Raw genomic sequence first — 25,551 nt, forward strand, 5'->3', positions numbered from 1 at the left:
AACCGGACGTTTTTAATGCCCGGTTTATGCCGTAGGCCGGATGAGGCGAAACCGCCATCCGGCCTGTTTCATTAACTGCGGCGGGCTTTCACGGCGGCCGCCAGTTGGCGCAGGATCGCGTCGGTATCTTCCCAGCCAATGCAGGCATCGGTCACACTCTTGCCGTACACCAGCTTTTCACCGCTTTCGAGGCTCTGATTGCCTTCTACCAGGTGACTTTCAATCATCACGCCGATAATTGCTTTTTCGCCACCGGCAATTTGCTGGCAAACGTCAGTACCCACTTCCATCTGCTTTTTAAACTGCTTGCTAGAGTTCGCGTGGCTGAAATCGATCATCACCTGCGGCTCCAGCCCGGCTTTGTTCAGACCCGTTTTCACTTCCGCCACGTGCTTCGCACTGTAGTTCGGCTCTTTACCGCCGCGCAAAATGATATGACAGTCGCCGTTGCCCGCCGTATTCACAATGGCGGAGTGGCCCCATTTGGTCACAGATAAGAAGCAGTGCGGCGCGCTGGCAGCGTTGATCGCATCGATCGCCACTTTGATGGTGCCGTCGGTGCCGTTTTTGAAACCCACCGGGCAAGAAAGGCCGGAAGCCAATTCGCGGTGTACCTGGGATTCCGTGGTACGCGCGCCAATCGCGCCCCAGCTCATCAGATCCGCCACATATTGCGGCGTGATCATATCGAGGAACTCCCCCGCCGCAGGCAGGCCACTGTCATTGATTTCCAGCAGCAGCTTACGCGCGATGCGCAGACCGTCGTTAATCTGGAAACTGTTATCCATATGTGGGTCGTTGATAAGCCCTTTCCAGCCAACCGTGGTGCGCGGTTTCTCAAAATAGACACGCATAACCACTTCCAGCTCGCCTTTCAGTTCTTCACGTAGCGTCAGCAGACGCGAGGCATATTCCTTTGCCGCAACCGGATCATGAATGGAACAAGGGCCGATCACCACCAGCAGGCGATCATCATTACCGCGCAGGATCTGATGAATCGCTTTGCGGGCATGAGAAACAGTGCGGGCGGCATTTTCTGTGGCGGGGAATTTTTCAAGGAGTGCTACAGGCGGTAATAACTCGTTGATCTCTTTAATACGTAAATCGTCGTTCTGATAATTCATGATCATTCCAGTGTGAACATATTTTCTGTAATAAAAGCAATCCGTCCAATCTATCTCGCTCGCGGCGAAGTGTAAACATGATTTTACACTTCGGGCGGATAATTCCTGGAATTTGCATAAAGCGTGCTTAAAGGTAGCAAGCGATGATTTCCCGACTACACTTTTTAACTGTAAATACCTTTGTTTTGCATTTTTTCGTTATTCCATGCTGCCATCATTGGCAGAAATGGCATCTTTGACCACTGAGCGTGATAATTCGTTCGCGCTGCTTTTGTCGGCCAGTACGGCGGCGGAAACGACCAGAACAGGAGCATCATGATGAAAATGAACAAATTAGCGACACTTTTACTGACAACTACCCTGACCCTGGCAGGCGGCGCAGCTTATGCTGCTGACGCTTCGTCTTCAACCACCGGTAACGGCGATGCGAATGCGGCGGCAGAAGCGGGTCAGGTTGCACCTGACGCGAAACAAAACATCGCGCCGAATAATGTTGATAACAGCAACATCAACACCGGCAACACCAATACCAACTCCACTTCTACTCAGCACCAATCCGGGCATATGAGTAAAGATGAGGTGCATAAAAACACCATGTGTAAAGACGGCCGTTGCCCGGACGTGAATAAGAAAGTCGAAACCGGTAATGGCACCAATAATGATGTCGATACCAAAACTGACGGCACCACGCAGTAACCGTGAAGCCGTAACAAAAGAGGAGAGCTTCGGCTCTCCTTATTTTTTGCTTCCTGCCCGGTAAAAATCTGCAATGATGTAGCCGTTAATTAACGGTTATAAGGAAGGATCCAGAATGGCGCATTCACACTCGCACGCCCCTGCTGATGCCAATGCTCGCCGTCTGCTGCTGGCATTTACTGTCACCGCAGTTTTCATGCTGATAGAAGTCGTGGGCGGGATTATTTCCGGCTCGCTGGCGCTGTTGGCCGATGCGGGCCATATGCTTACCGACGCTGCCGCCCTGCTTTTCGCTTTACTCGCCGTTTATTTCGCTCGCCAACCGCCCAGCGCCCACCGTACGTTTGGCTGGCTGCGCCTGACCACGCTGGCGGCGTTTGTCAACGCGCTTGCGTTAGTGCTGATTACCGTGTGGATCGTCTGGGAAGCGATTCAGCGTTTCAATCACCCACAGCCGGTCGCGGGCTTTACCATGATGGTCATCGCCATCGCCGGGCTGTTAGCGAATGTGCTGGCATTCTGGTTGTTGCATCGCGGCAGCGAAGAGAAGAATTTGAATGTTCGCGCCGCCGCCTTGCATGTGCTCGGCGACTTGCTCGGTTCGGTTGGCGCGATTATCGCCGCACTGGTGATTATGGTGACCAACTGGACGCCCATCGATCCCATCCTGTCAGTGCTGGTTTCGGCGCTGGTGTTGCGCAGCGCATGGCGGTTGATGAAAGAGAGCGTTAATGAACTGCTGGAAGGTGTGCCGGGTTCGATGGATATTGCCGCGTTACAACGCCATTTGCGCCGTGCCATTCCGGAAGTTCGCGATGTGCACCACGTTCACGTTTGGCAAGTGGGTGAAAAACCGTTGATGACATTGCATGTACAGGTCATTCCGCCGCGCGACCATGACAAACTGCTCGGCGAGATACACCATTTTCTGGCGCATCATTACGATATCGCACATGCAACGGTTCAGATGGAGTACCAGCCCTGTAGCGGGCCTGACTGCCATCTCGGCGAGACGCAGCCGGACCACCACCACGGGCATCATCATTAATGCGACAGCGCGTGAGAACCCCGCTCACGCGCGGTATTAATCCACAACCGGCTACCGTTCAGTGCAATGAAGGTCAGGATCATATACTCCAGCGACATCGCCCACACGCCTTGCAGCGCGAAGATCACCACGCTAATCACGTTGATGATGACCCACAGCAGCCAGTTTTCGACGTATTTGCGCGTCATTAGAATCATCGCCACGATCGACAGCACCATCATGCAAGAATCCCAGAACGGGAAGGCGTCAGGTTGCAGTTCCGGCATCACCACATTCAGCCCCAGCGTTTGCATCAGGCTAACCGCAATTCTGGTCAGAAAAGCAAAAACGGGGTTGATAAACACCGTCATCAGACCGATGGCGACAACGCATACGACAAGCCAGGTGAGCGCTTTGGGCAGCGGTAACCAGCGGATGTGCAATGCGGCCTCGTGTTGTGATGTTTGCCGCGACCAGGCGTACCAGCCGTAAATGTTGGCGGCGAAGAAAAAGAGCTGCAACAACAGGCTGGCATAAAGCTGGATTTGGAAGAAGATGATGGCGAACAAGGTAACGTTAATCAGGCCAAAGGCGTAATTACTGATCTTTTCGAGACTCGCCAGCCAGATGCAAAGTAAACCCGCCAGCGTGCCTACGGCTTCAATCCATGAAAGATCGTATCCCCCAGTGCCAATGGGAATATGCACCAGGATGTTCTGTGTACTAAAAAAATCCATTCTTTCCCCAGAGCGTAACGTTACGCGTGATTAATTATTCAAGGACGTAGTGTAGCCGCAAAATCGAGCATGCGGTTAAGCGGCAGCAGCGCCTTTTCACGCAATGCGGCGTCGACCTGTATCTCATGTGCCGCGCCGCCATGTTCCAGCCCTTCTGCAATCGCTTGCAGGCCGTTCATCGCCATCCACGGGCAATGCGCACAGCTGCGGCAGGTGGCCCCTTCGCCTGCGGTTGGTGCCTCGAACAACTCTTTTTCCGCCACGGCTTGTTGCATCTTATAAAAGATACCGCGGTCAGTGGCGACAATCAGTTGCGGGTGCGGCAGCGTTTTCGCAGCGTTGATTAACTGGCTGGTTGAACCCACTGCATCCGCGAGGTTCACCACCGCTTGCGGGGATTCCGGGTGCACAAGAATGGCGGCTTCGGGGTAAAGCGCTTTCATGCGCATCAGCGCCTGGGTTTTGAACTCATCGTGTACGATGCACGCTCCCTGCCAGCACAGCACATCTGCGCCGGTCTGTTTCTGCACATAGCTGCCGAGATGGCGGTCCGGTGCCCAAATGATTTTTTCACCCAGGATGTCGAGATGCTCGATAAGCTCAACGGCGATGCTGGAGGTCACCACCCAATCCGCACGGGCTTTTACCGCGGCAGAAGTATTGGCGTAAACCACGACGGTGCGATCCGGATGGGCATCGCAGAAGGCACTGAATTCATCAATCGGGCAGCCGAGATCGAGCGAACATTCCGCGTTCAACGTCGGCATCAGGATGGTTTTTTCCGGGCTGAGGATTTTAGCGGTCTCCCCCATAAAACGCACCCCGGCGACCAATAACGTTGATGCCGGGTGTTTGGCACCGAAGCGCGCCATCTCCAGCGAGTCGGAAATACAGCCGCCCGTCTCTTCTGCCAGTTGTTGAATCTCCGGGTCGGTATAGTAATGCGCGACCATTACCGCGTTGCGCTCTTTGAGCAAACGCTTGATTTTCTCACGGTAAAACTGTTTTTCATTCAGGCTCAGCGGCACGGGTTTTGGCGGAAAGGGGTAGACTGCGGCTTCGGGATCAAACATTACGCTCATTTTGCTTACTCGTTTTGCTTGCTTAACACAATAACCAGAACAATGGTTCAGAACGGTGTTATCACACCACCTGTGTTTCATATACTAAACAAGATAGCCGATCGTGCAAATATTGTCGTGGTGAATTTTTGGGTTGTAAAAACGAGAAGAGCATTCAGCAACAAACGCCTGCTGGCGCTGCGCTGCGCTTAGCAGGCCTACGATTAGGGTTCGAATCTTTTTGAATTGCAGAAAGCAAAAAAGCGCCTTTAGGGCGCTTTTTTACATTGGTGGGTCGTGCAGGATTCGAACCTGCGACCAATTGATTAAAAGTCAACTGCTCTACCAACTGAGCTAACGACCCTTTATGGGGTTTCTTCGAAGTGGTGGGTCGTGCAGGATGACTTGGCTTTCGCCTCGCCCTACGGGCCGTTGCTGAAGCAACGTTATCCTTCACGTTCAACACCGTCACCAATATGAAAACTTGGTGGGTCGTGCAGGATTCGAACCTGCGACCAATTGATTAAAAGTCAACTGCTCTACCAACTGAGCTAACGACCCGCTCGGGTAGTGACTTCGAAGATAATTTTGTCTCGGAACCACATTAAGTGGTAGATCGTGCAGGATGATCTCGGCTGTCGCCTCGACCTACGGGCCGCTGCTGACGCAACGTTATCCTTCACGTTTAACATCGTCACATCGATGTTAAATTGGTGGGTCGTGCAGGATTCGAACCTGCGACCAATTGATTAAAAGTCAACTGCTCTACCAACTGAGCTAACGACCCGAGTGGTGGGTGATGACGGGATCGAACCGCCGACCCCCTCCTTGTAAGGGAGGTGCTCTCCCAGCTGAGCTAATCACCCGATACTACGCTGGATAATGCATTACTTGGTGGGTCGTGCAGGATGACTCGGCTTTCGCCTCGCCCTACGGGCCGTTGCTGAAGCAACGTTATCCTTCACGTTTAACATCTCCACCGCGATGTTAATTGGTGGGTCGTGCAGGATTCGAACCTGCGACCAATTGATTAAAAGTCAACTGCTCTACCAACTGAGCTAACGACCCACTTTTGCATTGCTTCAGGCTTAAGAGATATCCCGTGGCAACGGCGGCATATATTACTGATTTAAGAATTCAGCGCAACAACAATTTCGACGAACATCACTTAACTGCTTATGATTCATGCGACAAGACCAGAAAAACCACGATTTCTGGTCATGCGCTATGCATTACATCGAACCAAGGCGTTTTTGTGCTTGTTTCGCGCCATCGGTACCAGGGTATTTACTGACCACCTGCTGGTAAACCGCTTTCGCTTTAGCACTGTCTCCCTTGTCTTGCATAATCACGCCGACTTTAAACATCGCGTCAGGCGCTTTAGGCGACTTCGGGAAATTTTTCACCACGGAGGCGAAATAGTACGCCGCATCGTCTTTTTTACCCTTGTTGTAATTCAACTGCCCGAGCCAGTAGTTGGCATTCGGAATGTAAGTTGAATCAGGGTATTTTTTGACGAAGTTCTGAAACGCGGCGATAGCATCATCCTGGCGGGATTTATCCTGCACCAGGGCAATCGCTGCGTTGTAATCAGTATTAGCGTCACCGCTCTGTACCGGCGTGCCCGTACTGGCCGCGTCGTTATTCGCGCCAGCATCCGCTGCCGGAGCCTGCGTTGCCGCACCGCTCTGATCGCCAGAAGCCTGCTGCGCCTGCCCCGCTCCACCGCCGCTAAGATTGCCGATTTGCTGCAAAATTTGCTGTTGGCGTTCAACCACCTGATTCAGTTGATACTGACTTTCCTGGATTTGCCCACGCAGGGTGTCAATATCGGCCTGATTATCGGAGAGTTGCTGCTGGAGTTGAGTTAAAAGCTGACTGTGAGCATTAGAAATACGCTCAAGTTGAGTGACACGGTCTTCGACCGAGCCTGAGCCGACACTACTGATTGGCGCCTGAGCATTAGCGGCCCAGGGGGCCGCTATGCCAACCAGTAACGACAGACTCAACAGATGGTGTCTGAAGTTACTGCTCATGCAATTCTCTTAGTAAACCAGTACGGCGCGACGGTTTTTAGCGTAAGCCGCTTCGTCGTGACCCAGTACTGCAGGTTTTTCTTTACCGTAAGAAACGATGGAGATCTGGTCAGCGGAAACGCCTTTACCCTGCAGGTACATTTTAACGGCGTTAGCACGACGTTCGCCCAGGGAGATGTTGTATTCCGGAGTACCACGTTCGTCCGCGTGACCTTCTACGGTGACTTTGTAGGACGGGTTGCTACGCAGGAAGTTAGCGTGAGAATCCAGCATCGCTGCAAAGTCAGAACGGATGTCATACTTGTCCAGATCGAAGTAAACAATGTTGTTCTGCTGCAGCTGTTGCATTTGCAGACGCGCTTGTTCTTCGGAGGACATGTTGCCATTGCCGTTCATGCCAGTGCCAGCACCCATCATGCCTTCGCCGCTCTGATCGCTAGCGTTGTTCTTGTGAGAAGAACATGCAGCGATCGCCATTACAGGCAGAGCCAGCATCAGGCCTTTCAGCACTTTGTTCAGTTGCATTTCTTTGATTCCTTTATAATCAATTATTTATTATTACAGATACGGAGACCAGGCAGGGAATTTGACCTGTCCATCAGTCGCCGGAATACGCGCTTTGAAACGCCCATCTGTAGAAACCAGATTCAGCACGGATCCCATCCCCTGAGAAGAGCTATAGATGACCATTGTGCCGTTAGGTGCCAGACTTGGCGTTTCATCCAGGAACGTCGACGACAGAACTTGTACGCCACCCGCTTCCAGATCTTGTTTAGCGATGTGCTGCTGACCATTGTCAGAGCTAACCATCACCATAAATTTACCGTCGCTGCTCACGTCTGCATCCTGGTTCTGAGAACCCTGCCAGGAGATGCGCTGTGCCGCGCCGCCGTTAATGCTGACTTTATAAACCTGCGGACGACCCGCCTGGTCGGAAGTAAAAGCCAGGTTCTGGCTATCCGGGAACCAGGTCGGTTCGGTGTTGTTGCTGCGACCATCGGTCACCTGGCGAATCTGACCGGAACCAATGTCCATCACATAGATGTTCAGGCTACCGGTTTTCGACAGGGCGAACGCCAGCTTGGTACCGTCCGGCGAGAATGCCGGTGCACCGTTATGACGCGGGAAGGAAGCCACCTGGCGAATGCTGGCGTTAGCCAGCGTCTGGATAACCAGCGCGGAACGGCCGCTTTCGAAGGTCACGTACGCCAGTTTCGAACCGTCCGGAGACCATGCGGGCGACATCAGCGGCTGCGGTGATTTGTGAACGAGGAACTGGTTATAGCCATCGTAATCGGAGACGCGCAGTTCGTATGGGAACTGGCTGTTCGCCGTCTGAACGACATAGGCGATACGGGTACGGAACGCGCCTTTAATGCCGGTCAGTTTTTCAAACACTTCATCACTGGCGGCATGAGCGGCATAACGCAGCCACTGTTTGTTCACTTTAAAGGAGTTTTGCGCCAGCACGGTACCCGGCGCACCACCGGTATCAACCAGCTGATAAGCGACGTTGTAGCTGCCGTCAGGATTTGGGGTCACCTGACCGACAATCACCGCATCGATGCCCAGCGCAGACCATGCGGCCGGCTGAACTTCTTGTGCGCTGCCCGGCTGCTGCGGCAAACGGGAGCGATCGAGCGGGTTGAATTTACCGCTGTTGCGCAAATCCGCAGCAACGATACCGCCAGCATCCTCAGGTGCGGCGCCAGGGCCAGCCCATTGGAAAGGCACAACGCCAATCGGACGTGCCGAGTCCACCCCTTGGGTGATCTCGATACGTACTTCTGCGTGCAGCACGGCTGCCCACAGCATTAAAAAACCAAATGCAACACGTAATGCCTGCTTCATCATATCTCCCTTATCCGGGCGGAAAACCCGCGATAACTTAGCAGAATTTTAACAAACCAATAAGACAAAACTACCCGCGTTGGAACCACTTTCACACCCTTTTCCCCGCCAGGTCGCGAGGAAAGTGTACCTTATGGTTTGAAGTCCAGCGGCGCATTTTTGAACACTTCATACACAGCCTGACTTGGCGGCTTCGGCATTTTTGCCTGTTTTGCGGCTGCCAGTGCGGCCTGACAGAGTGCCGGGTCGCCCCCTTCAGACTGAATATCTAACAGCATGCCATCAGGTGCCAACTTGACGCGTAACGTACAGGTTTTCCCCGCGTAGGAGGAGGCGTCATAGAAGCGGCTTTCGATCGCCGATTTAATCTGCCCTGCATAGTTACTGATATCCGCGCCGGAAGCACCGTTGTTCTTATTGTTACCTGAACCTGACGGTGCTGCATTGTTGCCTTTCGCTCCACCACCCGTTTTCGGGGCATTCTTACCGGAGCTCAAGTCACCAAACAGATCGTCAACGCCTGCGGCGGCTGCGGCTTTTTCGGCGGCGGCTTTCTTCGCGGCGGCAGCCTTTTCAGCGGCTGCTTTCTTATCCGCTGCTGCTTTTTCTGCTGCGGCGGCTTTCTTCTCGGCTGCGGCCTTTTCTGCCGCGGCAGCTTTTTCGGCGGCCGCTTTCTCCGCCGCTGCGGCTTTCTCGGCGGCGGCCTGCTTAGCAGCTTCCGCCTGCGCTTTCTTCGCGGCGTCAGCCTCGGCTTTTTTCTTCGCGTCGGCAGCGGCTTTGGCCGCTTCAGCTTCAGCTTTTTTCTGTGCATCTGCTGCGGCTTTCGCGGCGTCGGCTTGCGCCTTTTTCTGGGCATCCGCAGCAACTTTCTTCGCGGCTTCTTCCGCCGCTTTTGCTTGCGCATCGGCTTTGGCTTTCGCGTCAGCCGCCGCTTTCGCAGCCGCCTCTTCAGCCTGTTTCTGCTGCTGTTGCGCCTGCTTTGCCGCTTCTTCCGCTTTCTTCTGTTGTTCAGCTTGTTCGCGAGCCGCTTCCTGCGCCTGCAAACGTTCCTGCTCAAGCTGTTTCAGACGTTCCTGCTCGGCGGCCTGTTTTTCACGCAGCTCTTCCGCCTGCTGTTGCGCCTGTTTTTCACGCTGCTCTTGCGCGCGTTTAGCGCTGGATTGCTGCTGCTGTTGGCGGTTGTAATTCTCCACCACCGCGCCCGGATCGACCATTACGGCGTCGATCGAGGAGCCACCGCCGCCGCCCGCAGAAGCATCAATATGCTCATCGAACGAACTCCAAATCAGTAGCGCCACCAATATTACGTGCAGCACTACCGAGATGATTATCGCTCGCTTAAGCTTGTCGTTTTGTACGGTTGCCTTTGACACTCTCGGTTCCCAAAAACTGTCCGCCTGTTAAGCCGGTGATCAGATAGGCTGCGTCATCAAGCCAACCGATTTCACACCCGCGCTATGTAACAGGTTCAGCGCTTTAATGATTTCATCGTAAGGCACGTCTTTCGCCCCGCCGATTAAGAACACGGTTTTCGGATTGGATTGCAGGCGACGCTGCGCCTCCGCAATCACTTGTTCAGGTGGCAGTTGATCCAGACGATCTTTTTCCACTACCACGCTGTACTGTCCGACACCGGAAACCTCAATAATGACCGGAGGATCGTCATTGGTGCTGACGGTCTGCGACTCCGTCGCGTCCGGCAGATCGACCTCTACGCTCTGTGTGATGATCGGTGCTGTCGCCATAAAGATCAGCAGCAACACAAGCAACACGTCCAGCAACGGTACAATGTTGATTTCGGACTTAACAGCACGGCTGCCCCGTCCACGCGATCTGGCCATGGCTTACTCCTTGTTGCTGTCGCTGCTGGCAAACGCCTGGCGATGCAGAATAGCCGTGAACTCTTCCATAAAGTTGTCGTAATTCAGTTCCAGTTTGTTCACGCGCTGGTTCAGACGGTTGTATGCCATAACCGCCGGAATGGCCGCAAACAGACCAATCGCGGTGGCAATCAGCGCTTCGGCGATACCTGGCGCGACCATCTGTAACGTAGCTTGTTTCACCGCGCCAAGCGCGATAAAGGCGTGCATGATCCCCCATACCGTACCAAACAGACCAATATAAGGGCTGATGGAACCCACGGTACCGAGGAAAGGAATATGGTTTTCGAGGCTTTCCAGCTCGCGGTTCATCGAAATACGCATCGCTCTGGATGCCCCTTCGACAATCGCTTCTGGCGCGTGGCTATTCGCGCGATGCAGGCGGGCAAACTCTTTAAACCCGCTATAGAAGATTTGTTCGGAACCGCTCAAGTTATCGCGGCGTCCCTGGCTTTCCTGATACAAACGAGACAGTTCAATGCCGGACCAGAACTTATCTTCGAATGCTTCCGCTTCGCGCCCTGCTGCGTTGAGGATGCGCGTTCTCTGGATGATGATTGCCCAGGATGCGATTGAAAAACCAATCAAAATCAACATGATAAGTTTGACCAGAAGGCTTGCCTTCAGGAACAAATCAAGGATGTTCATGTCAGTCACTGCTTAAACTCCGCGACAATAGACTTGGGAAGCGCACGAGGCTTCATTAAGAGTGGATCAACACAGACAATCAGCACTTCAGCTTCGTTCAGCACGTTGTTCTCTGCGTTGACAATCCGCTGCGAGAAAACCATTGAGGTTCCACGCATTGATGTAACTTCCGTTTGGACTTCGAGCATGTCGTCGAGTCTGGCGGGTGCAAAATACTCTAGCGTCATTTTGCGAACCACGAAGGCGACGCGCTCAGCCAGCAGAGCCTGTTGGCTAAAGTGATGGTGGCGCAGCATCTCAGTGCGGGCTCTTTCATAAAAAGCAACGTAGCTGGCGTGGTAAACCATGCCACCGGCATCGGTGTCTTCGTAATAGACCCGAACCGGCCATCGAAACAGCGTTGTATTCACTTTACATCCCGGTAATGCACAAAAGGTTAGAGCGTTCAAACTTCGCTACTATACGCGCGGGAAAGGTGGTTTGGAATGGGTTCAAGTAAACGGAGAGTAAAAATTTATGGGCTTTTGCAAGCCCATGAGGATAGCGGATATTTCTTATTCAAAAGAAGAAAAAAATCAGACCCGCAAGCAGGACCAGATCGGCAATCAGCGGGCAAAAAATACCCTGCCAGCGTACCGCGCGAGGACGGAAACCAACCCCGTGGATAACCCCGGCGCAGACCGCCCACATCAATAACAGACCGTGCCAAATTTCCAGCTCGCTGGTTTTGGCCGCGAAGCGCGAAGGATCCCAAAAGATGCACCCCGCCAGCAGTAATGCCATCACTAAGGAAAGGGCCCTTAACGGGCCCTTATCCATTACCGCATACAGTTTTGCGATAATGTTATCCATCAGTGTTCTTCTTTCCCGGCTTTCGACGCTTCAACATGTTCCAGCGCCAACGCGGTAATCACTCCAAAAGCACAGGCAAGAAGCGTTCCTAAAATCCATGCGAAATACCACATATTCTGCTCCTTACTTAGTACATAGAGTGGGTGTTGCTTTCGATGTGTTCTTTGGTGATGCGACCGAACATTTTCCAGTAACACCAGGTGGTGTACAGCAGAATGATCGGCACGAACACCAGCGCCACATAGGTCATCAGGTTCAGCGTCAGCTGAGTCGATGTCGCATCCCACATGGTCAGGCTTGCTTTCAGCATGGTGCTTGACGGCATGATGAACGGGAACATCGCGATGCCTGCGGTCAGGATGATGCACGCCAGCGTCAGTGAAGAGAACACGAACGCCCAGGCGGCTTTATCCAAACGCGCGGTCAATACGGTCAGTAGCGGCAGCACCACGCCCAGCGCAGGGATCGCCCACAGCAACGGCATGTTATTGAAGTTGGTCAGCCAGGCGCCGGCCTGCACCGCCACTTCTTTGGTCAGCGGATTCGATGGCGCGTGATGATCCATCACAGATGTCACCACATAACCGTCAATACCGTACACCACCCATACGCCAGCCAGTGCGAAGCAAACCAGCGTCACCAATGCGGCGATTTGCACGGTAGCGCGAGCGCGCAGATGCAGTTCGCCCACGGTGCGCATTTGCAGGTAAGTCGCGCCCTGAGTGAGGATCATCCCAACGCTGACGATACCGGCCAGCAGACCAAACGGGTTCAGCAGCTGGAAGAAGTTACCGGTGTAGAACAGACGCATATCGTTATCAAGGTGGAACGGTACGCCTTGCAGCAGGTTGCCAAAGGCCACGCCAATCACCAGCGGCGGCACGAAGCTACCTACGAAAATGCCCCAGTCCCACATGCCGCGCCAGCGCACGTCTTCAATTTTCGAACGGTAGTCAAAACCTACCGGGCGGAAGAACAATGACGCCAGTACGAGGATCATCGCCACATAAAAACCGGAGAACGCCGCAGCGTAAACCATCGGCCATGCGGCGAACAGCGCGCCGCCCGCGGTGATGAGCCATACCTGGTTACCGTCCCAGTGTGGCGCGATGGAGTTAATCATCACGCGGCGTTCGGTGTCGCTACGACCCAGCACGCGGGTTAACATCCCCACGCCCATGTCGAAGCCGTCGGTGACCGCAAAACCAATCAGCAGAATGCCAACCAGCAGCCACCAGATAAAACGCAATACTTCATAATCGATCATTTGACGACTCCTGTCTTAGCGTGCCGGTTGAGAAGCCACAGAGGACTGCTCGTAGTGATAGCGACCTGTTTTCAGACTGCTCGGCCCAAGGCGAGCAAATTTGAACATCAGGAACACTTCCGCCACCATAAACAGCGTATAAAGGCCGCAAATCAGAATCATTGAGAACAGCAGATCGCCCACGGTTAACGATGAGTTCGCGACAGCGGTCGGCAACACTTCGCCAATCGCCCATGGCTGACGGCCGTACTCCGCCACAAACCAACCGGCTTCGATGGCGATCCACGGCAACGGGATACCGTACAGCGCAGCGCGCAGCAGCCATTTTTTCTCACCGATGCGGTTACGAATCACGGTCCAGAACGACGCACCGATAATCAGCAGCATCAGCACGCCACACGCCACCATAAGGCGGAACGCAAAGTACAGCGGCGCAACACGCGGAATAGAATCTTTGGTGGCTTGCTGGATTTGCGCATCGGTCGCATCGGTCACGTTCGGCGTATAACGTTTGAGCAGCAGACCGTAACCGAGGTCTTTCTTCACGTTATTGAACTGGTCGCGAACAGACTGATCGGCAGAGCCAGAACGCAGTTGCTCCAGCAACTGGTACGCTTTCATCCCGTTACGGATACGCTCTTCGTGCTGCACCATCAGATCTTTCAAGCCGATAACTGGCGTATCCACCGAACGGGTGGCGATGATGCCGAGCGCGAACGGGATCTGGATAGCGAATTTGTTCTCTTGCTTATCCTGGTCAGGAATACCAAACAGAGTAAACGCCGCCGGAGCCGGTTGGGTTTCCCACTCCGCTTCGATGGCAGCCAATTTGGTTTTTTGCACGTCGCCCATTTCGTAACCGGATTCGTCACCCAGTACGATAACGGAGAGCACTGCAGCCATACCGAAGCTGGCAGCAATGGCAAAGGAGCGTTTCGCGAAAGCGACGTCGCGACCGCGCAACAAATAGTAGGAGCTGATGCCGAGAATGAAGATCGCGCCGCAGGTGTAGCCAGACGCAACAGTGTGAACAAATTTCACCTGCGCAACCGGGTTGAGCACCAGTTCGGCGAAGCTCACCATTTCCATACGCATAGTTTCGAAGTTGAAATCAGAGGCGATGGGGTTTTGCATCCAGCCGTTTGCGACCAGGATCCACAATGCAGATAAGTTGGAGCCAAGTGCCACCAGCCAGGTGACCGCCATGTGCTGTACTTTGCTCAGACGATCCCAACCGAAGAAGAACAGACCCACAAACGTGGATTCGAGGAAGAAGGCCATCAGACCTTCAATGGCCAGCGGCGCACCGAAGATATCCCCAACATAGTGGGAATAGTAAGACCAGTTAGTCCCGAACTGGAACTCCATTGTCAGACCGGTTGCCACGCCCAGCGCGAAGTTGATACCAAACAACTTGCCCCAGAACTTGGTCATATCTTTATAGATCTGTTTGCCGGAGAGGACGTAGACCGTTTCCATGATGGCCAGCAAGAACGCCATACCGAGCGTCAGTGGCACAAACAGAAAGTGGTACATCGCGGTCAAGGCAAACTGTAAGCGTGACAGTTCGACTATATCTAACATCATGACTCCTTGCTCATCGCATGAAGACTCCGAGAGTGACCCTCGTTAAACGAGGATTCACACGCATGCCCCAATACAAATTTGTTGCACAGTTTTATTCACTTTCTAACTGTCTTATTGAAGATAGAAATGAATAAAAAAAGTTACAACCAGGTTAATAAAAAACTCGAATTGATCTCGCGAATATATTACTCCGTAAACCCCTTGCAATAAAAAGGTTTTTATCGGATATGTTTTGCGTTTTTCGACAGCGATCAATTTATAGCGAATTTACCACTTAGCGGTCAATTTGATCGGCGACAATTTAACGATTTTTGACCGTTTTTCCAAGCATTTAAATATTGATTTAAATCATTATTCATTATTCGTGTTAATTTTGTATTTAACGTTTCCACGCAGTAATACCAGTGTTAATGGCATGTTTATTGTAACGCAAGGTATGGTTACCAATCGACGGATAAAGCAAGATAAGGCGAGGCAGTTTGGGGATGAGTAAACGAAACGGGAGAGTCATTTTGGATAATGAAAAATCATCCTATTAGCCTTTTTATGTTATTTCACAATTATCTTACCTTTGAGGTTATTATTGTTAACACCGTTCTGGAATCATTTGGAAAAAAGCCCGGCACCTTCTCTTCTTACCGATTCTATTCATAACGGTGATTTTTTCGCCCCTCCAGCACGCCTGTTAGCGGACGTCATAACATCCATTGCGTGGACATTCACTGAATGCGCTGCGAGCCATAAACGCAGGCAATAAAAAAGGCCGCTACGGGGGCGGCCAACCATGTCGAGAATGTCTGCTCCCCTACATGGGGGAGCACGATCTTTTTATTTGATAATGGATTACTTAATCACGGATTTCAGCGCTTCGCCGATATCGGCCAGGCTGCGAACGGTTTTCACGCCTGCGGCTTCCAGCGCGGCGAATTTCTCATCCGCTGTCCCTTTGCCCCCAGCGATGATGGCGCCAGCGTGGCCCATACGTTTACCTTTCGGCGCGGTCACACCGGCGATGTAACCCACCACCGGTTTGGTGACGTGGTCTTTGATGTACGCCGCCGCTTCTTCTTCCGCGCTCCCGCCGATTTCACCGATCATGACGATCGCTTCTGTCTGCGGGTCTTCCTGGAACAGTTTCAGGATATCGATAAAGTTAGAACCCGGAATCGGGTCGCCACCGATACCCACACAAGTGGACTGACCGAAACCGTAATCCGTGGTCTGTTTCACCGCTTCATACGTCAGCGTACCGGAGCGGGAAACGATGCCGATTTTACCCGGCTGGTGAATATGACCCGGCATGATGCCGATTTTGCATTCGCCAGGGGTGATAACGCCAGGGCAGTTCGGGCCAATCATGCGCACGCCTGCTTCGTCCAGCTTCACTTTCACCGTCAGCATATCCAGCGTCGGGATACCTTCAGTAATGGTGATAATCAGTTTGATGCCCGCGTCGATCGCTTCAAGAATCGAATCTTTGCAGAACGGCGCCGGAACATAAATTACCGTCGCGGTCGCGCCTGTGGTGTCCACGGCTTCACGCACGGTGTTGAACACTGGCAGACCGAGGTGCGTGGTGCCGCCTTTACCTGGCGTCACACCGCCAACCATCTGCGTACCGTAAGCAATCGCCTGCTCAGAGTGGAAAGTCCCCTGGCTACCGGTAAAGCCCTGGCAGATAACTTTGGTGTTCTTATCAATCAAAACAGACATTATTTCCCCTCCACTGCGGCAACAACCTGCTGCGCTGCATCCGTCAGACTTTTCGCTGCGATAATATTCAGGCCGCTGTCCGCCAGACGCTTGGCGCCCAGTTCAGCGTTGTTACCTTCCAGACGCACAACCACCGGCACGTTAACACCCACTTCTTCCACCGCACCGATAATACCGTCGGCGATCAGGTCGCAACGCACGATGCCGCCGAAGATGTTAACCAGAACCGCTTTCACGTTCTCATCGGACAGGATGATTTTGAATGCTTCGGTTACGCGCTCTTTGGTCGCGCCGCCGCCCACATCCAGGAAGTTAGCCGGTTCGCCGCCGTGCAGTTTCACGATGTCCATGGTACCCATCGCCAGACCTGCGCCGTTAACCATACAACCGATGTTGCCGTCCAGCGCAACGTAGTTCAGTTCCCAGTGTGCCGCCTGCGCTTCGCGCGGATCTTCCTGAGACTGGTCGCGCATTTCGCGCAGTTCCGGCTGGCGGAACAGTGCGTTGCCGTCCGCGCCCAGTTTGCCGTCGAGGCAAATCAGGTCGCCCTGTTTGGTGATAACCAGCGGGTTGATTTCGATCAGCGCCAGGTCGCGCTCAAGGAAAATGGTCGCCAGGCCCATGAAAATTTTGGTGAACTGCTGAACCTGTTTGCCTTCCAGACCCAGTTTGAACGCCAGGTCACGCCCCTGATACGGCATCGGGCCGGTCAGCGGGTCAATGGTGGTTTTGTGGATCAGGTGCGGGGTTTCTTCCGCCACTTTTTCAATTTCCACACCGCCTTCAGTCGAAGCCATGAACACCACGCGACGGGAGCTACGGTCAACCACCGCGCCCAGGTACAGCTCTTTGTCAATATCGGTCGCGGCTTCCACCAGAATCTGGTTCACCGGCTGGCCGTTAGCGTCTGTTTGGTAGGTTACCAGGCGTTTACCCAGCCAGTTTTCCGCGAAGGCGCGAATATCTTCTTTGCTGTTGACGACTTTTACGCCACCCGCTTTACCACGGCCACCAGCGTGGACCTGGCATTTTACGACCCACGGACCTGCGCCAATTTTCGATGCCGCTTCTTCTGCTTCACGCGGGGTAGTACAGGCGTAACCAACCGGAGTCGGCAGACCTGACCGGGCAAAAAGCTGTTTCGCCTGATACTCGTGTAAGTTCATGTGTTCTATCCATCCTTCAGGTAATCATTATCAGGGTGTCTGTCGCGTTTTTTCGCCGGATAGCGTTTCGCTTATCCGGCCTACTACTTTTATGGCCCGGCGCAAACCGGGCCTGGACCGACTAGACGTCCAGCAGCAGACGCGTCGGATCTTCCAGCAGCTCTTTAATCGCCACCAGGTAGCCCACAGACTCACGGCCGTCGATCAGACGGTGATCGTAAGAGAGCGCCAGGTACATCATCGGCAGGATCTCAACCTTGCCATCCACCGCCATCGGGCGATCTTTAATGGCGTGCATGCCAAGGATCGCGCTCTGCGGCGGGTTGATGATAGGCGTGGACATCAGCGAGCCAAACACGCCGCCGTTGGTGATGGTGAAGTTACCGCCGGTCAGATCTTCAACGGTCAGTTTGCCGTCACGGCCTTTCAGCGCCAGTTCTTTGATTTTCTTCTCGATATCCGCCATGCCGAGGGTGTCGACATCGCGCAGCACCGGTGTAACCAAGCCACGCGGCGTGGAAACGGCCATGCTGACATCGAAATAGTTGTGGTAAACCACGTCATCGCCATCGATGGACGCGTTCACTTCCGGGTAGCGTTTCAGCGCTTCCACCACGGCTTTCACGTAGAACGACATAAAGCCCAGACGGATGCCGTGACGTTTTTCAAACGCGTCACCGTACTGCTTACGCAGATCCATGATCGGCTTCATGTTGACTTCGTTAAACGTGGTCAGCATGGCAGTGGAGTTTTTCGCTTCCAGCAGACGCTCAGCCACGCGTTTGCGCAGGCGGGTCATCGGAACGCGTTTTTCAGTGCGGCCCGCCAGTTGCGGCGCCGGACTGGCTGCCGGAGCAGGCGCCGGTTTCTCTTCTTTTGCCGGGGCTTTCGCCAGATGCTTATCCACATCTTCGCGGGTGATGCGACCGCCAACACCGGTGCCTTTAATGGCACTGGCTTCAAGATTGTGCTCAGCCAGCAGACGACGGATCGCCGGGCTCAGCGCGTCGTTGGTCTGATCTTCCAGCGACGCCTGCTGGCGCTGGGCTGGCGTGGACGCTTTCTCTTCCGATTTCGCGCTGCTCTCTTTGCCAGCGCTGTTGCCTTCTTTCAGGCGGCCAAGGATCTGGCGGGAAGTGACGGTGGTGCCTTCATCTTCCAGAACCGCATCCAGAATACCGTCCGCTGAAGCCGGGACTTCCAGTACCACTTTGTCAGTTTCGATTTCGACCAGAACCTCATCGCGCTTGACGCTATCGCCTGGTTTTTTGTGCCAGGTCGCTACGGTCGCGTCAGCTACGGACTCGGGCAGATCGGGAACAAGAATATCTACGCTACTCATTATTTATCCTTTAATTAATCGACGTTCAGCGCGTCATTTACCAGATCTTGTTGCTGTTTCTGGTGAACGGAGAGATATCCCACCGCCGGAGAGGCGGAGGCCGGGCGACCTGCATAACGCAGACCGGCCCCAAACGGAATCACATCACGGAAATGATGCTGGCTGCAGTACCACGCGCCCTGGTTAAGCGGCTCTTCCTGGCACCAGACAAAATCATGTACGTGAGCATAAGGTTTCAGCGCTTCCTGCACCGACTGGTGCGGGAACGGGTAAAGCTGCTCGATACGCACGATAGCGACATCTTTCTGGTCGTTTTTACGACGCTGCTCGAGCAAGTCGTAATAAACCTTACCAGAACACATCACAACGCGCTTAACGCCTTGCGGATCAAGATCATCCACTTCACCAATCGCTGGCATAAAGGTGCCGTTCGCCAGTTCGTCCAGCGTTGACACCGCCTGCGGATGACGCAGCAGAGACTTCGGCGACATCACTACCAGCGGGCGGCGCATACCGCGCAGCGCCTGGCGACGCAGCATGTGGTAAACCTGCGCCGGGGTGGACGGAACACAGACTTGCATGTTCTGTTCCGCACAAAGTTGCAGGTAGCGTTCCAGACGCGCGGAGGAGTGCTCCGGTCCCTGCCCTTCGTAACCGTGCGGCAACAACATTACCAGGCCACACATACGTCCCCATTTTTGCTCGCCGGAACTGATGAACTGGTCGATAACCACCTGCGCGCCGTTGGCGAAATCACCAAACTGCGCTTCCCAGATGGTCAGCGTGCGCGGTTCGGCGGTGGCATAACCGTATTCAAACGCCAGCACCGCTTCTTCAGAAAGGACGGAGTCCCACACGCGGAACTGACCCTGCGAGTTATGAACATGCGCCAGCGGCGTATAAGTTGAACCGTTCGCCTGGTTGTGCACCACCGCGTGACGATGGAAGAAGGTGCCGCGCCCGGAGTCTTCACCGGAAAGACGCACGGCAATGCCTTCATCCACCAGCGTGGCGTAAGCCAGCGTTTCCGCGCCGCCCCAGTCGAACAGCTTCTCGCCGCTCGCCATCAATTGGCGGTCGCCGTAGATTTTCGCCACACGAGACTGCATTTCAATCTCGTCCGGCACCGTACTGATGCGTTTCGCCAGCTCTTGCAGGCGCTTCATCTCAACCTTGTTCGGGTAGCTCTCATCCCATTCGTGGTTGAGGTACGGCGACCAGGTGAAAGAGTGCATGTTCATTGGGCGCCATTCGGCAACCACGCATTCACCCGCGTCCAGCGCATCGCGATAGACGTTCACCATTTCGGTGGCGTCTTCGAGGGTGATGGTTTTGTCCTGCTCCAGACGGTCGGCGTAAATTTTACGCGGCGTCGGGTGCTTTTTGATTTTCTGGTACATCAACGGCTGGGTTGCGCTTGGCTCGTCGGCTTCGTTGTGGCCATGACGGCGGTAGCATACCAGGTCGATGAAAACATCGCGTTTGAAAGTGTTACGGAAGTCGAGCGCGACGCGGGTTACAAAGGCGACCGCTTCTGGATCATCGGCGTTCACGTGGAAAATCGGCGACTGCACCATCTTACCGATATCGGTACAGTACGGCGTCGAGCGGGCATCCAGCGGGTTAGAGGTGGTGAAACCGACCTGGTTGTTAATCACAATGCGCACTGTGCCACCCACTTCGTAGCCGCGCGCTTTGGACATGTTCAGGGTTTCTTGTACCACGCCCTGGCCTGCGACAGCGGCGTCACCGTGAATGGTGATCGGCAGCACTTTGTTGCTGCTCGGCTCATCCAGGCGATCCAGACGCGCACGCACAGAACCGATAACCACCGGGCTGACGATTTCAAGGTGCGACGGGTTAAACGCCAGCGCCAGGTGAACCAGGCCGCCTTCGGTTTCCACGTCGGACGAGAAGCCCATATGGTATTTCACGTCGCCAGTGCCGAGGTGTTCTTTATGTTTACCGGCGAACTCGTCGAACAGATCTTGCGACTGTTTACCCAGCACGTTGATCAGCACGTTCAGACGACCACGGTGCGCCATACCCAGCACCACTTCGCGGGTGCCGCTTTTGCCCGCGTGGCGGATCATCTCTTTGAGCATCGGGACCAGTGCGTCGCCACCTTCCAGCGAGAAGCGTTTCGCGCCGGGGAATTTCGCGCCCAGGTAACGCTCCAGGCCTTCTGCTGCGGTCAATTCGCTCAGGAAGCGTTTTTTCTCTTCGCTGCTGAAGCTTGATTTACCCGCCGCCGATTCGATGCGCTGTTGGATCCAGCGTTTCTCTTCGGTGCTGGTGATGTGCATGTATTCCGCACCAATTGACCCGCAGTAGGTCTCTTTCAGGGCGTGAATCAGTTCGCCCAGCGGCATGGTGTCTTTGCCGATAGCAAATGAACCGACATTGAAGCTGTTCTGGAAGTCCGCTTCGGTCAGGTCATGATAAGAGGGGTCGAGATCGGCAACCCTTTCCTGCTGCCACAGTCCCAGCGGATCGAGGTTCGCATGCTGGTGGCCACGGAAGCGGTAGGCGTTGATTAATTGCAGGACTTTAACCTGCTTAACGTTGGTGTCAGGGTCGGAAATCGAGGAAGAGTAACGTGAAGCATCCTTCGCCAACTGGCGGAAATAATCACGCGTTTTGGAATGGAATTGATCCGGTTTGACTCCGGTGCCCGGTAACTGCTGGAACATAGATCGCCAGTTAGCATCTACCGAGTCAGGATCGGTTAAGAAGTCTTCATAGAGCTGTTCTATCCAGCTCTGGTTCGACCCAGAGAGGTAAGAAGAGTCTAACCAGGCTTTCATTGCGCCGTTCTGCATCGTGATCCCTTAAGCATTGTTATGCTTATTTCGCCGTGGATAACTACGACGTATGCCGATTAGCGTACGTCCCAGGGTTCACTGCGAGCTCTGCGGCCCGCGAAGGAACCTTTAAAAACTGCCCTAATCTTCATTGTTTGGGCTGCGACTGCGTTGGCTGCCTTCGCTTACCCCAGTCACATAAGTTCACTATGCTCCTGGGGATGCGCTCAGTTGCCGCCTTGTCTCGCGCCAAACACTTCGATTATGTGTTGGTGGCGGTTTTTAAAGATTTCCTGCATTTATTGCCCGGTGGCGCTTCGCTTACCGGGCCTACAAACGCCGTAGGCCGGATAAGCGTCAGCGCCATCCGGCACTGATTACTTAGGCACTGCGCTGTAACAACATCGACTTGATATGACCGATAGCGCGCGTCGGGTTCAGCCCTTTAGGACATACACTGACGCAGTTCATGATGCTATGGCAGCGGAATACACTGAAAGCATCGCTCAACCCTTCGAGGCGGCTGTCGGTTTCGGTATCGCGGCTGTCGATCAGGAAGCGGTACGCCGCCAGCAGACCAGCCGGGCCGATAAACTTCTCTGGGTTCCACCAGAACGATGGGCAAGATGTCGAGCAGCACGCGCAGAGAATACATTCGTACAATCCGTCGAGTTTTTCGCGCTGTTCGGGTGCCTGTAAATGCTCCCTTGCTGGCGGATTTTGCCCATTATTCAATAAGTAAGGTTTGATCTTCTCATATTGAGCATAGAATTGTCCCATGTCCACTACCAAATCTCTGATCACCGGCAGGCCAGGCAGAGGACGAATGACAATCTTCTGCTTGCCATCGCCGAGCGCGGAAATCGGAGTGATACACGCCAGCCCATTCTTGCCGTTCATGTTCAGACCATCGGAACCACACACCCCTTCACGACACGAGCGGCGAAACGACAGTGTAGAATCCGTTTCTTTCAGCTGGATTAAGGCATCCAGCAGCATCATGTCGCGCCCTTCTTCCGCTTCCAGCGTGTAATCCTGCATGCGCGGAGCGTCATCAACATCCGGGTTATAGCGATAAATCGAGAATTCGAGTTTCATTATCCTGTCTCCGCATTAGTAAGTACGAATCTTCGGCGGGAACGCCGGACGCAGTTTCGGTTCCATATTGACGCTACGACGCGTCATGGATTCCGTTTCTGGCAGGTACAGGGAATGACACAACCAGTTTTCATCGTCACGATCCGGATAGTCGAAGCGGCTATGCGCGCCACGGCTCTCAGTACGGAAGTTTGCAGACACCGCCGTTGCGTAGGCAGTTTCCATCAGGTTATCTAACTCCAGGCACTCAACGCGCTGGGTGTTGAACTCGCTGGAGGTATCGTCCAGACGGGCATTTTTCAGGCGTTCGCGAATCACTTTCAGTTGCTCAAGGCCTTTCGCCATCGCATCGCCTTCACGGAACACCGAGAAGTTATGCTGCATACACTCTTGCAGCGCTTTGCGAATGGTGACCGGATCTTCGCCGTCGCGGTTGTTGTTCCAGCGGTTGAGACGCTCCAGCGAGGCTTCAACATCCGATTCGCTCGCATCACGCAGCGCACCTTGTTCGGCAATGGATTCCTGCAAATGCAGGCCCGCCGCGCGGCCAAACACCACCAGGTCGAGCAATGAGTTGCCGCCCAGACGGTTGGCGCCGTGAACCGATACGCAGGCGATTTCGCCCACCGCGAACAGCCCAGGAATCACCACATCTTCGCCCTGCGCATTCACCGTCAGCGCCTGGCCGGTCACTTTGGTCGGAATGCCGCCCATCATATAGTGGCAAGTCGGGATCACCGGGATCGGCTCTTTCACTGGATCGACGTGAGCAAACGTGCGCGACAATTCAAGGATCCCCGGCAGGCGCGATTCCAGCACCTCTTTACCCAAGTGATCGAGTTTCAGCTTGGCGTGCGGTCCCCATGGGCCTTCGCAGCCGCGCCCTTCACGGATTTCGATCATGATGGAGCGCGCAACCACGTCGCGTCCCGCCAGATCTTTCGCATTCGGCGCATAACGCTCCATAAAGCGCTCGCCGTGTTTATTCAGCAGGTAGCCGCCTTCACCGCGACACCCTTCGGTAACCAGCACCCCCGCGCCCGCGATGCCGGTCGGGTGGAACTGCCACATTTCCATATCCTGCACCGGCACACCGGCACGCAGTGCCATACCGACGCCGTCACCGGTGTTGATATGCGCGTTGGTGGTGGACTGATAAATACGCCCTGCACCGCCGGTCGCCAGCACGGTTGCGCGCGCTTTAAAGTAGACGACTTCGCCGGTTTCAATGCACAGCGCCGTACAACCGACCACCGCGCCATCCGGGTTTTTCACCAGATCCAGCGCATACCACTCGGAAAAAATAGTCGTGTGGTTTTTAAGATTTTGCTGATAAAGCGTGTGCAGCAATGCGTGACCAGTACGGTCCGCCGCCGCTGCGGTGCGTGCCGCTTGCTCGCCGCCGAAGTTTTTCGACTGGCCGCCAAACGGGCGCTGATAGATACGACCGTCATCAAGACGGGAGAACGGTAGGCCCATATGTTCCAGCTCAAGAATCGCTTCCGGGCCGGTTTTACACATATATTCAATGGCGTCCTGGTCACCGATGTAATCGGAACCTTTTACCGTGTCATACATGTGCCATTCCCAGTTGTCTTCATGGGTATTGCCCAGCGCAACGGTAATACCGCCCTGCGCAGAGACAGTGTGGGAACGGGTTGGGAAAACTTTAGAGAGCAGCGCACAGGTTTGCCCGCTCTGGGAAATTTGCAGCGCCGCGCGCATACCTGCGCCACCTGCGCCAATGACAACAGCATCAAATTCTCTGACTGGCAGTTTCATTACACACCCCACACCACAACGAATCCATAAATCACGTAAACCGCAAGCGCAACGACAATCGCCAGTTGCAAAATCAGGCGCAAGGCCACTTGCTTAACGTAGTCGGTCAATACCTGCCACATGCCAATCCAGGCATGGATCAAAATCGAAAACAGCGCCAGCAGGGTAAAGACTTTCGTAAAGGCGGAGGAGAAGAAACCCGTCCAGACAGCCCAGGTCAGATCGCCAGTGACAGCGAAAAAGCCGACCATATAAATGATGTAGAGCGTCAGGACAATAGCGGTAGCACGGACCAGAATAAAATCATGTACGCCGTTGCGTCCTAATGCGGAGGCGTTGCTTACCATACGAGGACTCCTGCGAGAATTGAAAGCACGACAGTGATCACAAAAGAAAGCGTAGCGGAACGTTTTCCTGCTTCGAAGGTTTCTTCCAGCCAGCCAAAATCCATCATCATGTGACGAATGCCGCCCACAGCGTGATAAGCCAGCGCCGTCAGGATGCCCCACAGGATGAATTTAACGAAAAAGCTGCTCATGATGGCAGAAGCGGTCAGGAAGCCTTCTTCAGATGACAGCGACAAGCCCAGTAACCACAACAGAATGCCGACCGCCACAAAAGTTATGACGCCGGAAACGCGGTGGAGAATGGAAGCTATAGCCGTAACAGGAAACCGGATTGTTGTTAGATCCAGGTTGATAGGTCTTTGTTTTTTCACATTTTTTATCATGAATAACGCCCACATGCTATTCTTATAGTTTCCTTCCTCCGGTCTGCGTGCGGGTCAGACAGCGTCCTTTTCTATAACTGCTCGTCATGCAAAAAATTAGCTTCCAGATGCTAAACGACAGGTTACAACGCTGGGTGGCTCGGGATTGCA

Annotated in this window: 24 protein-coding genes and 5 tRNA genes; 2 read left to right on the forward strand and 27 right to left on the reverse strand. The window is 54.0% G+C overall.

Features of this window, described 5'->3' with window-relative positions:
• Positions 1-71 precede the first annotated feature (71 nt).
• Positions 72-1,124 (reverse strand): 3-deoxy-7-phosphoheptulonate synthase AroG, encoded by a 1,053-nt coding sequence (gene aroG, locus AAEY27_RS15140; RefSeq protein WP_342321507.1) that lies wholly within the window; start codon positions 1,122-1,124, stop codon positions 72-74.
• Positions 1,125-1,442: 318 nt separating this feature from the next.
• Between aroG and AAEY27_RS15145 the strand changes: the two genes are divergently transcribed.
• Entirely contained in the window at positions 1,443-1,820 is a 378-nt protein-coding gene (locus AAEY27_RS15145) for a YbgS-like family protein (RefSeq protein ID WP_342325589.1), read from the forward strand.
• Between the two features lie 115 nt (positions 1,821-1,935).
• The gene (gene zitB, locus AAEY27_RS15150; RefSeq protein WP_342321509.1) at positions 1,936-2,868 is read left to right on the forward strand and encodes a CDF family zinc transporter ZitB; all 933 of its coding nucleotides are present in this window, start codon (positions 1,936-1,938) and stop codon (positions 2,866-2,868) included.
• Here zitB and pnuC read toward each other — a convergent pair.
• From pnuC to sdhC, 26 genes are all read right to left on the reverse strand, one after another.
• Complete coding sequence (gene pnuC, locus AAEY27_RS15155) at positions 2,865-3,584, reverse strand: nicotinamide riboside transporter PnuC (RefSeq protein ID WP_342321510.1); 720 nt, start codon at positions 3,582-3,584, stop codon at positions 2,865-2,867. The genes zitB and pnuC overlap by 4 nt on opposite strands.
• Before the next feature lie 38 nt (positions 3,585-3,622).
• On the reverse strand, positions 3,623-4,666 hold the full coding sequence (gene nadA, locus AAEY27_RS15160; RefSeq protein WP_342321512.1) for a quinolinate synthase NadA: 1,044 nt from the start codon (positions 4,664-4,666) through the stop codon (positions 3,623-3,625).
• Positions 4,667-4,933: 267 nt separating this feature from the next.
• Positions 4,934-5,009: transfer RNA gene (locus AAEY27_RS15165), tRNA-Lys, on the reverse strand.
• 121 nt (positions 5,010-5,130) lie between these two features.
• Positions 5,131-5,206 (reverse strand) — tRNA-Lys (locus AAEY27_RS15170).
• Positions 5,207-5,356: 150 nt separating this feature from the next.
• Positions 5,357-5,432 (reverse strand) — tRNA-Lys (locus AAEY27_RS15175).
• Between the two features lie 3 nt (positions 5,433-5,435).
• A tRNA-Val gene (locus tag AAEY27_RS15180) sits at positions 5,436-5,511 on the reverse strand.
• A gap of 126 nt (positions 5,512-5,637) precedes the next feature.
• A tRNA-Lys gene (locus AAEY27_RS15185) sits at positions 5,638-5,713 on the reverse strand.
• Between the two features lie 164 nt (positions 5,714-5,877).
• Entirely contained in the window at positions 5,878-6,681 is an 804-nt protein-coding gene (gene cpoB, locus AAEY27_RS15190; RefSeq protein WP_342321513.1) for a cell division protein CpoB, read from the reverse strand.
• A gap of 9 nt (positions 6,682-6,690) precedes the next feature.
• Complete coding sequence (gene pal, locus AAEY27_RS15195; RefSeq protein ID WP_342321514.1) at positions 6,691-7,206, reverse strand: peptidoglycan-associated lipoprotein Pal; 516 nt, start codon at positions 7,204-7,206, stop codon at positions 6,691-6,693.
• Positions 7,207-7,239: 33 nt separating this feature from the next.
• A complete protein-coding gene (gene tolB, locus AAEY27_RS15200; protein WP_342321516.1) occupies positions 7,240-8,532 on the reverse strand; it encodes a Tol-Pal system beta propeller repeat protein TolB in 1,293 nt (430 codons plus the stop codon).
• 131 nt (positions 8,533-8,663) lie between these two features.
• Positions 8,664-9,905 carry a cell envelope integrity protein TolA gene (gene tolA / locus AAEY27_RS15205; protein ID WP_342321518.1) on the reverse strand — a complete coding sequence of 414 codons (1,242 nt, stop codon included), beginning with the start codon at positions 9,903-9,905 and terminating at the stop codon, positions 8,664-8,666.
• A 39-nt stretch (positions 9,906-9,944) separates the two neighbouring features.
• Positions 9,945-10,373 carry a colicin uptake protein TolR gene (gene tolR / locus AAEY27_RS15210; protein WP_342321519.1) on the reverse strand — a complete coding sequence of 143 codons (429 nt, stop codon included), beginning with the start codon at positions 10,371-10,373 and terminating at the stop codon, positions 9,945-9,947.
• A gap of 3 nt (positions 10,374-10,376) precedes the next feature.
• Positions 10,377-11,069, reverse strand: a complete 693-nt coding sequence (gene tolQ, locus AAEY27_RS15215) for a Tol-Pal system protein TolQ (protein ID WP_342321521.1) — start codon at positions 11,067-11,069, stop codon at positions 10,377-10,379.
• On the reverse strand, positions 11,066-11,470 hold the full coding sequence (gene ybgC / locus AAEY27_RS15220) for a tol-pal system-associated acyl-CoA thioesterase (protein ID WP_342321522.1): 405 nt from the start codon (positions 11,468-11,470) through the stop codon (positions 11,066-11,068). Before ybgC ends, tolQ begins: the two co-directional genes overlap by 4 nt.
• A 148-nt stretch (positions 11,471-11,618) precedes the next feature.
• Positions 11,619-11,912: a cyd operon protein YbgE gene (gene ybgE, locus AAEY27_RS15225; protein ID WP_342321524.1), complete on the reverse strand. Its 294-nt coding sequence runs from the start codon at positions 11,910-11,912 to the stop codon at positions 11,619-11,621.
• Complete coding sequence (cydX, locus tag AAEY27_RS15230) at positions 11,912-12,025, reverse strand: cytochrome bd-I oxidase subunit CydX (protein ID WP_342321525.1); 114 nt, start codon at positions 12,023-12,025, stop codon at positions 11,912-11,914. The genes ybgE and cydX overlap by 1 nt, the downstream gene beginning before the upstream one ends.
• Before the next feature lie 14 nt (positions 12,026-12,039).
• Complete coding sequence (gene cydB, locus AAEY27_RS15235) at positions 12,040-13,179, reverse strand: cytochrome d ubiquinol oxidase subunit II (protein WP_342321526.1); 1,140 nt, start codon at positions 13,177-13,179, stop codon at positions 12,040-12,042.
• 15 nt (positions 13,180-13,194) lie between these two features.
• Positions 13,195-14,763: a cytochrome ubiquinol oxidase subunit I gene (gene cydA, locus AAEY27_RS15240; RefSeq protein WP_342325591.1), complete on the reverse strand. Its 1,569-nt coding sequence runs from the start codon at positions 14,761-14,763 to the stop codon at positions 13,195-13,197.
• Positions 14,764-15,609: 846 nt separating this feature from the next.
• Positions 15,610-16,479 (reverse strand): succinate--CoA ligase subunit alpha, encoded by an 870-nt coding sequence (gene sucD, locus AAEY27_RS15245; RefSeq protein ID WP_342321527.1) that lies wholly within the window; start codon positions 16,477-16,479, stop codon positions 15,610-15,612.
• Positions 16,479-17,645 (reverse strand): ADP-forming succinate--CoA ligase subunit beta, encoded by a 1,167-nt coding sequence (sucC, locus tag AAEY27_RS15250; RefSeq protein WP_017455943.1) that lies wholly within the window; start codon positions 17,643-17,645, stop codon positions 16,479-16,481. Before sucC ends, sucD begins: the two co-directional genes overlap by 1 nt.
• Before the next feature lie 121 nt (positions 17,646-17,766).
• On the reverse strand, positions 17,767-18,987 hold the full coding sequence (gene odhB, locus AAEY27_RS15255; protein ID WP_342321528.1) for a 2-oxoglutarate dehydrogenase complex dihydrolipoyllysine-residue succinyltransferase: 1,221 nt from the start codon (positions 18,985-18,987) through the stop codon (positions 17,767-17,769).
• Between the two features lie 14 nt (positions 18,988-19,001).
• Entirely contained in the window at positions 19,002-21,809 is a 2,808-nt protein-coding gene (gene sucA / locus AAEY27_RS15260; protein ID WP_342321529.1) for a 2-oxoglutarate dehydrogenase E1 component, read from the reverse strand.
• A 363-nt stretch (positions 21,810-22,172) separates the two neighbouring features.
• A complete protein-coding gene (gene sdhB / locus AAEY27_RS15265; RefSeq protein WP_342321530.1) occupies positions 22,173-22,889 on the reverse strand; it encodes a succinate dehydrogenase iron-sulfur subunit SdhB in 717 nt (238 codons plus the stop codon).
• Positions 22,890-22,904: 15 nt separating this feature from the next.
• Entirely contained in the window at positions 22,905-24,671 is a 1,767-nt protein-coding gene (gene sdhA, locus AAEY27_RS15270) for a succinate dehydrogenase flavoprotein subunit (protein ID WP_342321531.1), read from the reverse strand.
• Complete coding sequence (sdhD, locus tag AAEY27_RS15275) at positions 24,671-25,018, reverse strand: succinate dehydrogenase membrane anchor subunit (protein WP_342321532.1); 348 nt, start codon at positions 25,016-25,018, stop codon at positions 24,671-24,673. The genes sdhA and sdhD overlap by 1 nt, the downstream gene beginning before the upstream one ends.
• A complete protein-coding gene (gene sdhC, locus AAEY27_RS15280) occupies positions 25,012-25,416 on the reverse strand; it encodes a succinate dehydrogenase cytochrome b556 subunit (RefSeq protein ID WP_342321533.1) in 405 nt (134 codons plus the stop codon). The genes sdhD and sdhC overlap by 7 nt, the downstream gene beginning before the upstream one ends.
• Positions 25,417-25,551: the final 135 nt, after the last annotated feature.

The sequence above is a fragment of the Kosakonia sp. BYX6 genome (assembly GCF_038449125.1).
GTDB classification, from domain to species: Bacteria; Pseudomonadota; Gammaproteobacteria; order Enterobacterales; family Enterobacteriaceae; genus Kosakonia; species Kosakonia calanthes.

Bases quoted from the DNA above. Each gene is read 5' to 3' on its own strand.
- aroG (WP_342321507.1), bottom strand. From the start codon at position 1,124: ATGAATTATCAGAACGACGATTTACGTATTAAAGAGATCAACGAGTTA.
- AAEY27_RS15145 (WP_342325589.1), top strand. From the start codon at position 1,443: ATGAAAATGAACAAATTAGCGACACTTTTACTGACAACTACCCTGACC.
- zitB (WP_342321509.1), top strand. From the start codon at position 1,936: ATGGCGCATTCACACTCGCACGCCCCTGCTGATGCCAATGCTCGCCGT.
- pnuC (WP_342321510.1), bottom strand. From the start codon at position 3,584: ATGGATTTTTTTAGTACACAGAACATCCTGGTGCATATTCCCATTGGC.
- nadA (WP_342321512.1), bottom strand. From the start codon at position 4,666: ATGAGCGTAATGTTTGATCCCGAAGCCGCAGTCTACCCCTTTCCGCCA.
- cpoB (WP_342321513.1), bottom strand. From the start codon at position 6,681: ATGAGCAGTAACTTCAGACACCATCTGTTGAGTCTGTCGTTACTGGTT.
- pal (WP_342321514.1), bottom strand. From the start codon at position 7,206: ATGCAACTGAACAAAGTGCTGAAAGGCCTGATGCTGGCTCTGCCTGTA.
- tolB (WP_342321516.1), bottom strand. From the start codon at position 8,532: ATGAAGCAGGCATTACGTGTTGCATTTGGTTTTTTAATGCTGTGGGCA.
- tolR (WP_342321519.1), bottom strand. From the start codon at position 10,373: ATGGCCAGATCGCGTGGACGGGGCAGCCGTGCTGTTAAGTCCGAAATC.
- ybgE (WP_342321524.1), bottom strand. From the start codon at position 11,912: ATGGATAACATTATCGCAAAACTGTATGCGGTAATGGATAAGGGCCCG.
- cydX (WP_342321525.1), bottom strand. From the start codon at position 12,025: ATGTGGTATTTCGCATGGATTTTAGGAACGCTTCTTGCCTGTGCTTTT.
- cydB (WP_342321526.1), bottom strand. From the start codon at position 13,179: ATGATCGATTATGAAGTATTGCGTTTTATCTGGTGGCTGCTGGTTGGC.
- cydA (WP_342325591.1), bottom strand. From the start codon at position 14,763: ATGTTAGATATAGTCGAACTGTCACGCTTACAGTTTGCCTTGACCGCG.
- sucD (WP_342321527.1), bottom strand. From the start codon at position 16,479: ATGTCTGTTTTGATTGATAAGAACACCAAAGTTATCTGCCAGGGCTTT.
- sucC (WP_017455943.1), bottom strand. From the start codon at position 17,645: ATGAACTTACACGAGTATCAGGCGAAACAGCTTTTTGCCCGGTCAGGT.
- odhB (WP_342321528.1), bottom strand. From the start codon at position 18,987: ATGAGTAGCGTAGATATTCTTGTTCCCGATCTGCCCGAGTCCGTAGCT.
- sucA (WP_342321529.1), bottom strand. From the start codon at position 21,809: ATGCAGAACGGCGCAATGAAAGCCTGGTTAGACTCTTCTTACCTCTCT.
- sdhB (WP_342321530.1), bottom strand. From the start codon at position 22,889: ATGAAACTCGAATTCTCGATTTATCGCTATAACCCGGATGTTGATGAC.
- sdhA (WP_342321531.1), bottom strand. From the start codon at position 24,671: ATGAAACTGCCAGTCAGAGAATTTGATGCTGTTGTCATTGGCGCAGGT.
- sdhD (WP_342321532.1), bottom strand. From the start codon at position 25,018: ATGGTAAGCAACGCCTCCGCATTAGGACGCAACGGCGTACATGATTTT.
- sdhC (WP_342321533.1), bottom strand. From the start codon at position 25,416: ATGTGGGCGTTATTCATGATAAAAAATGTGAAAAAACAAAGACCTATC.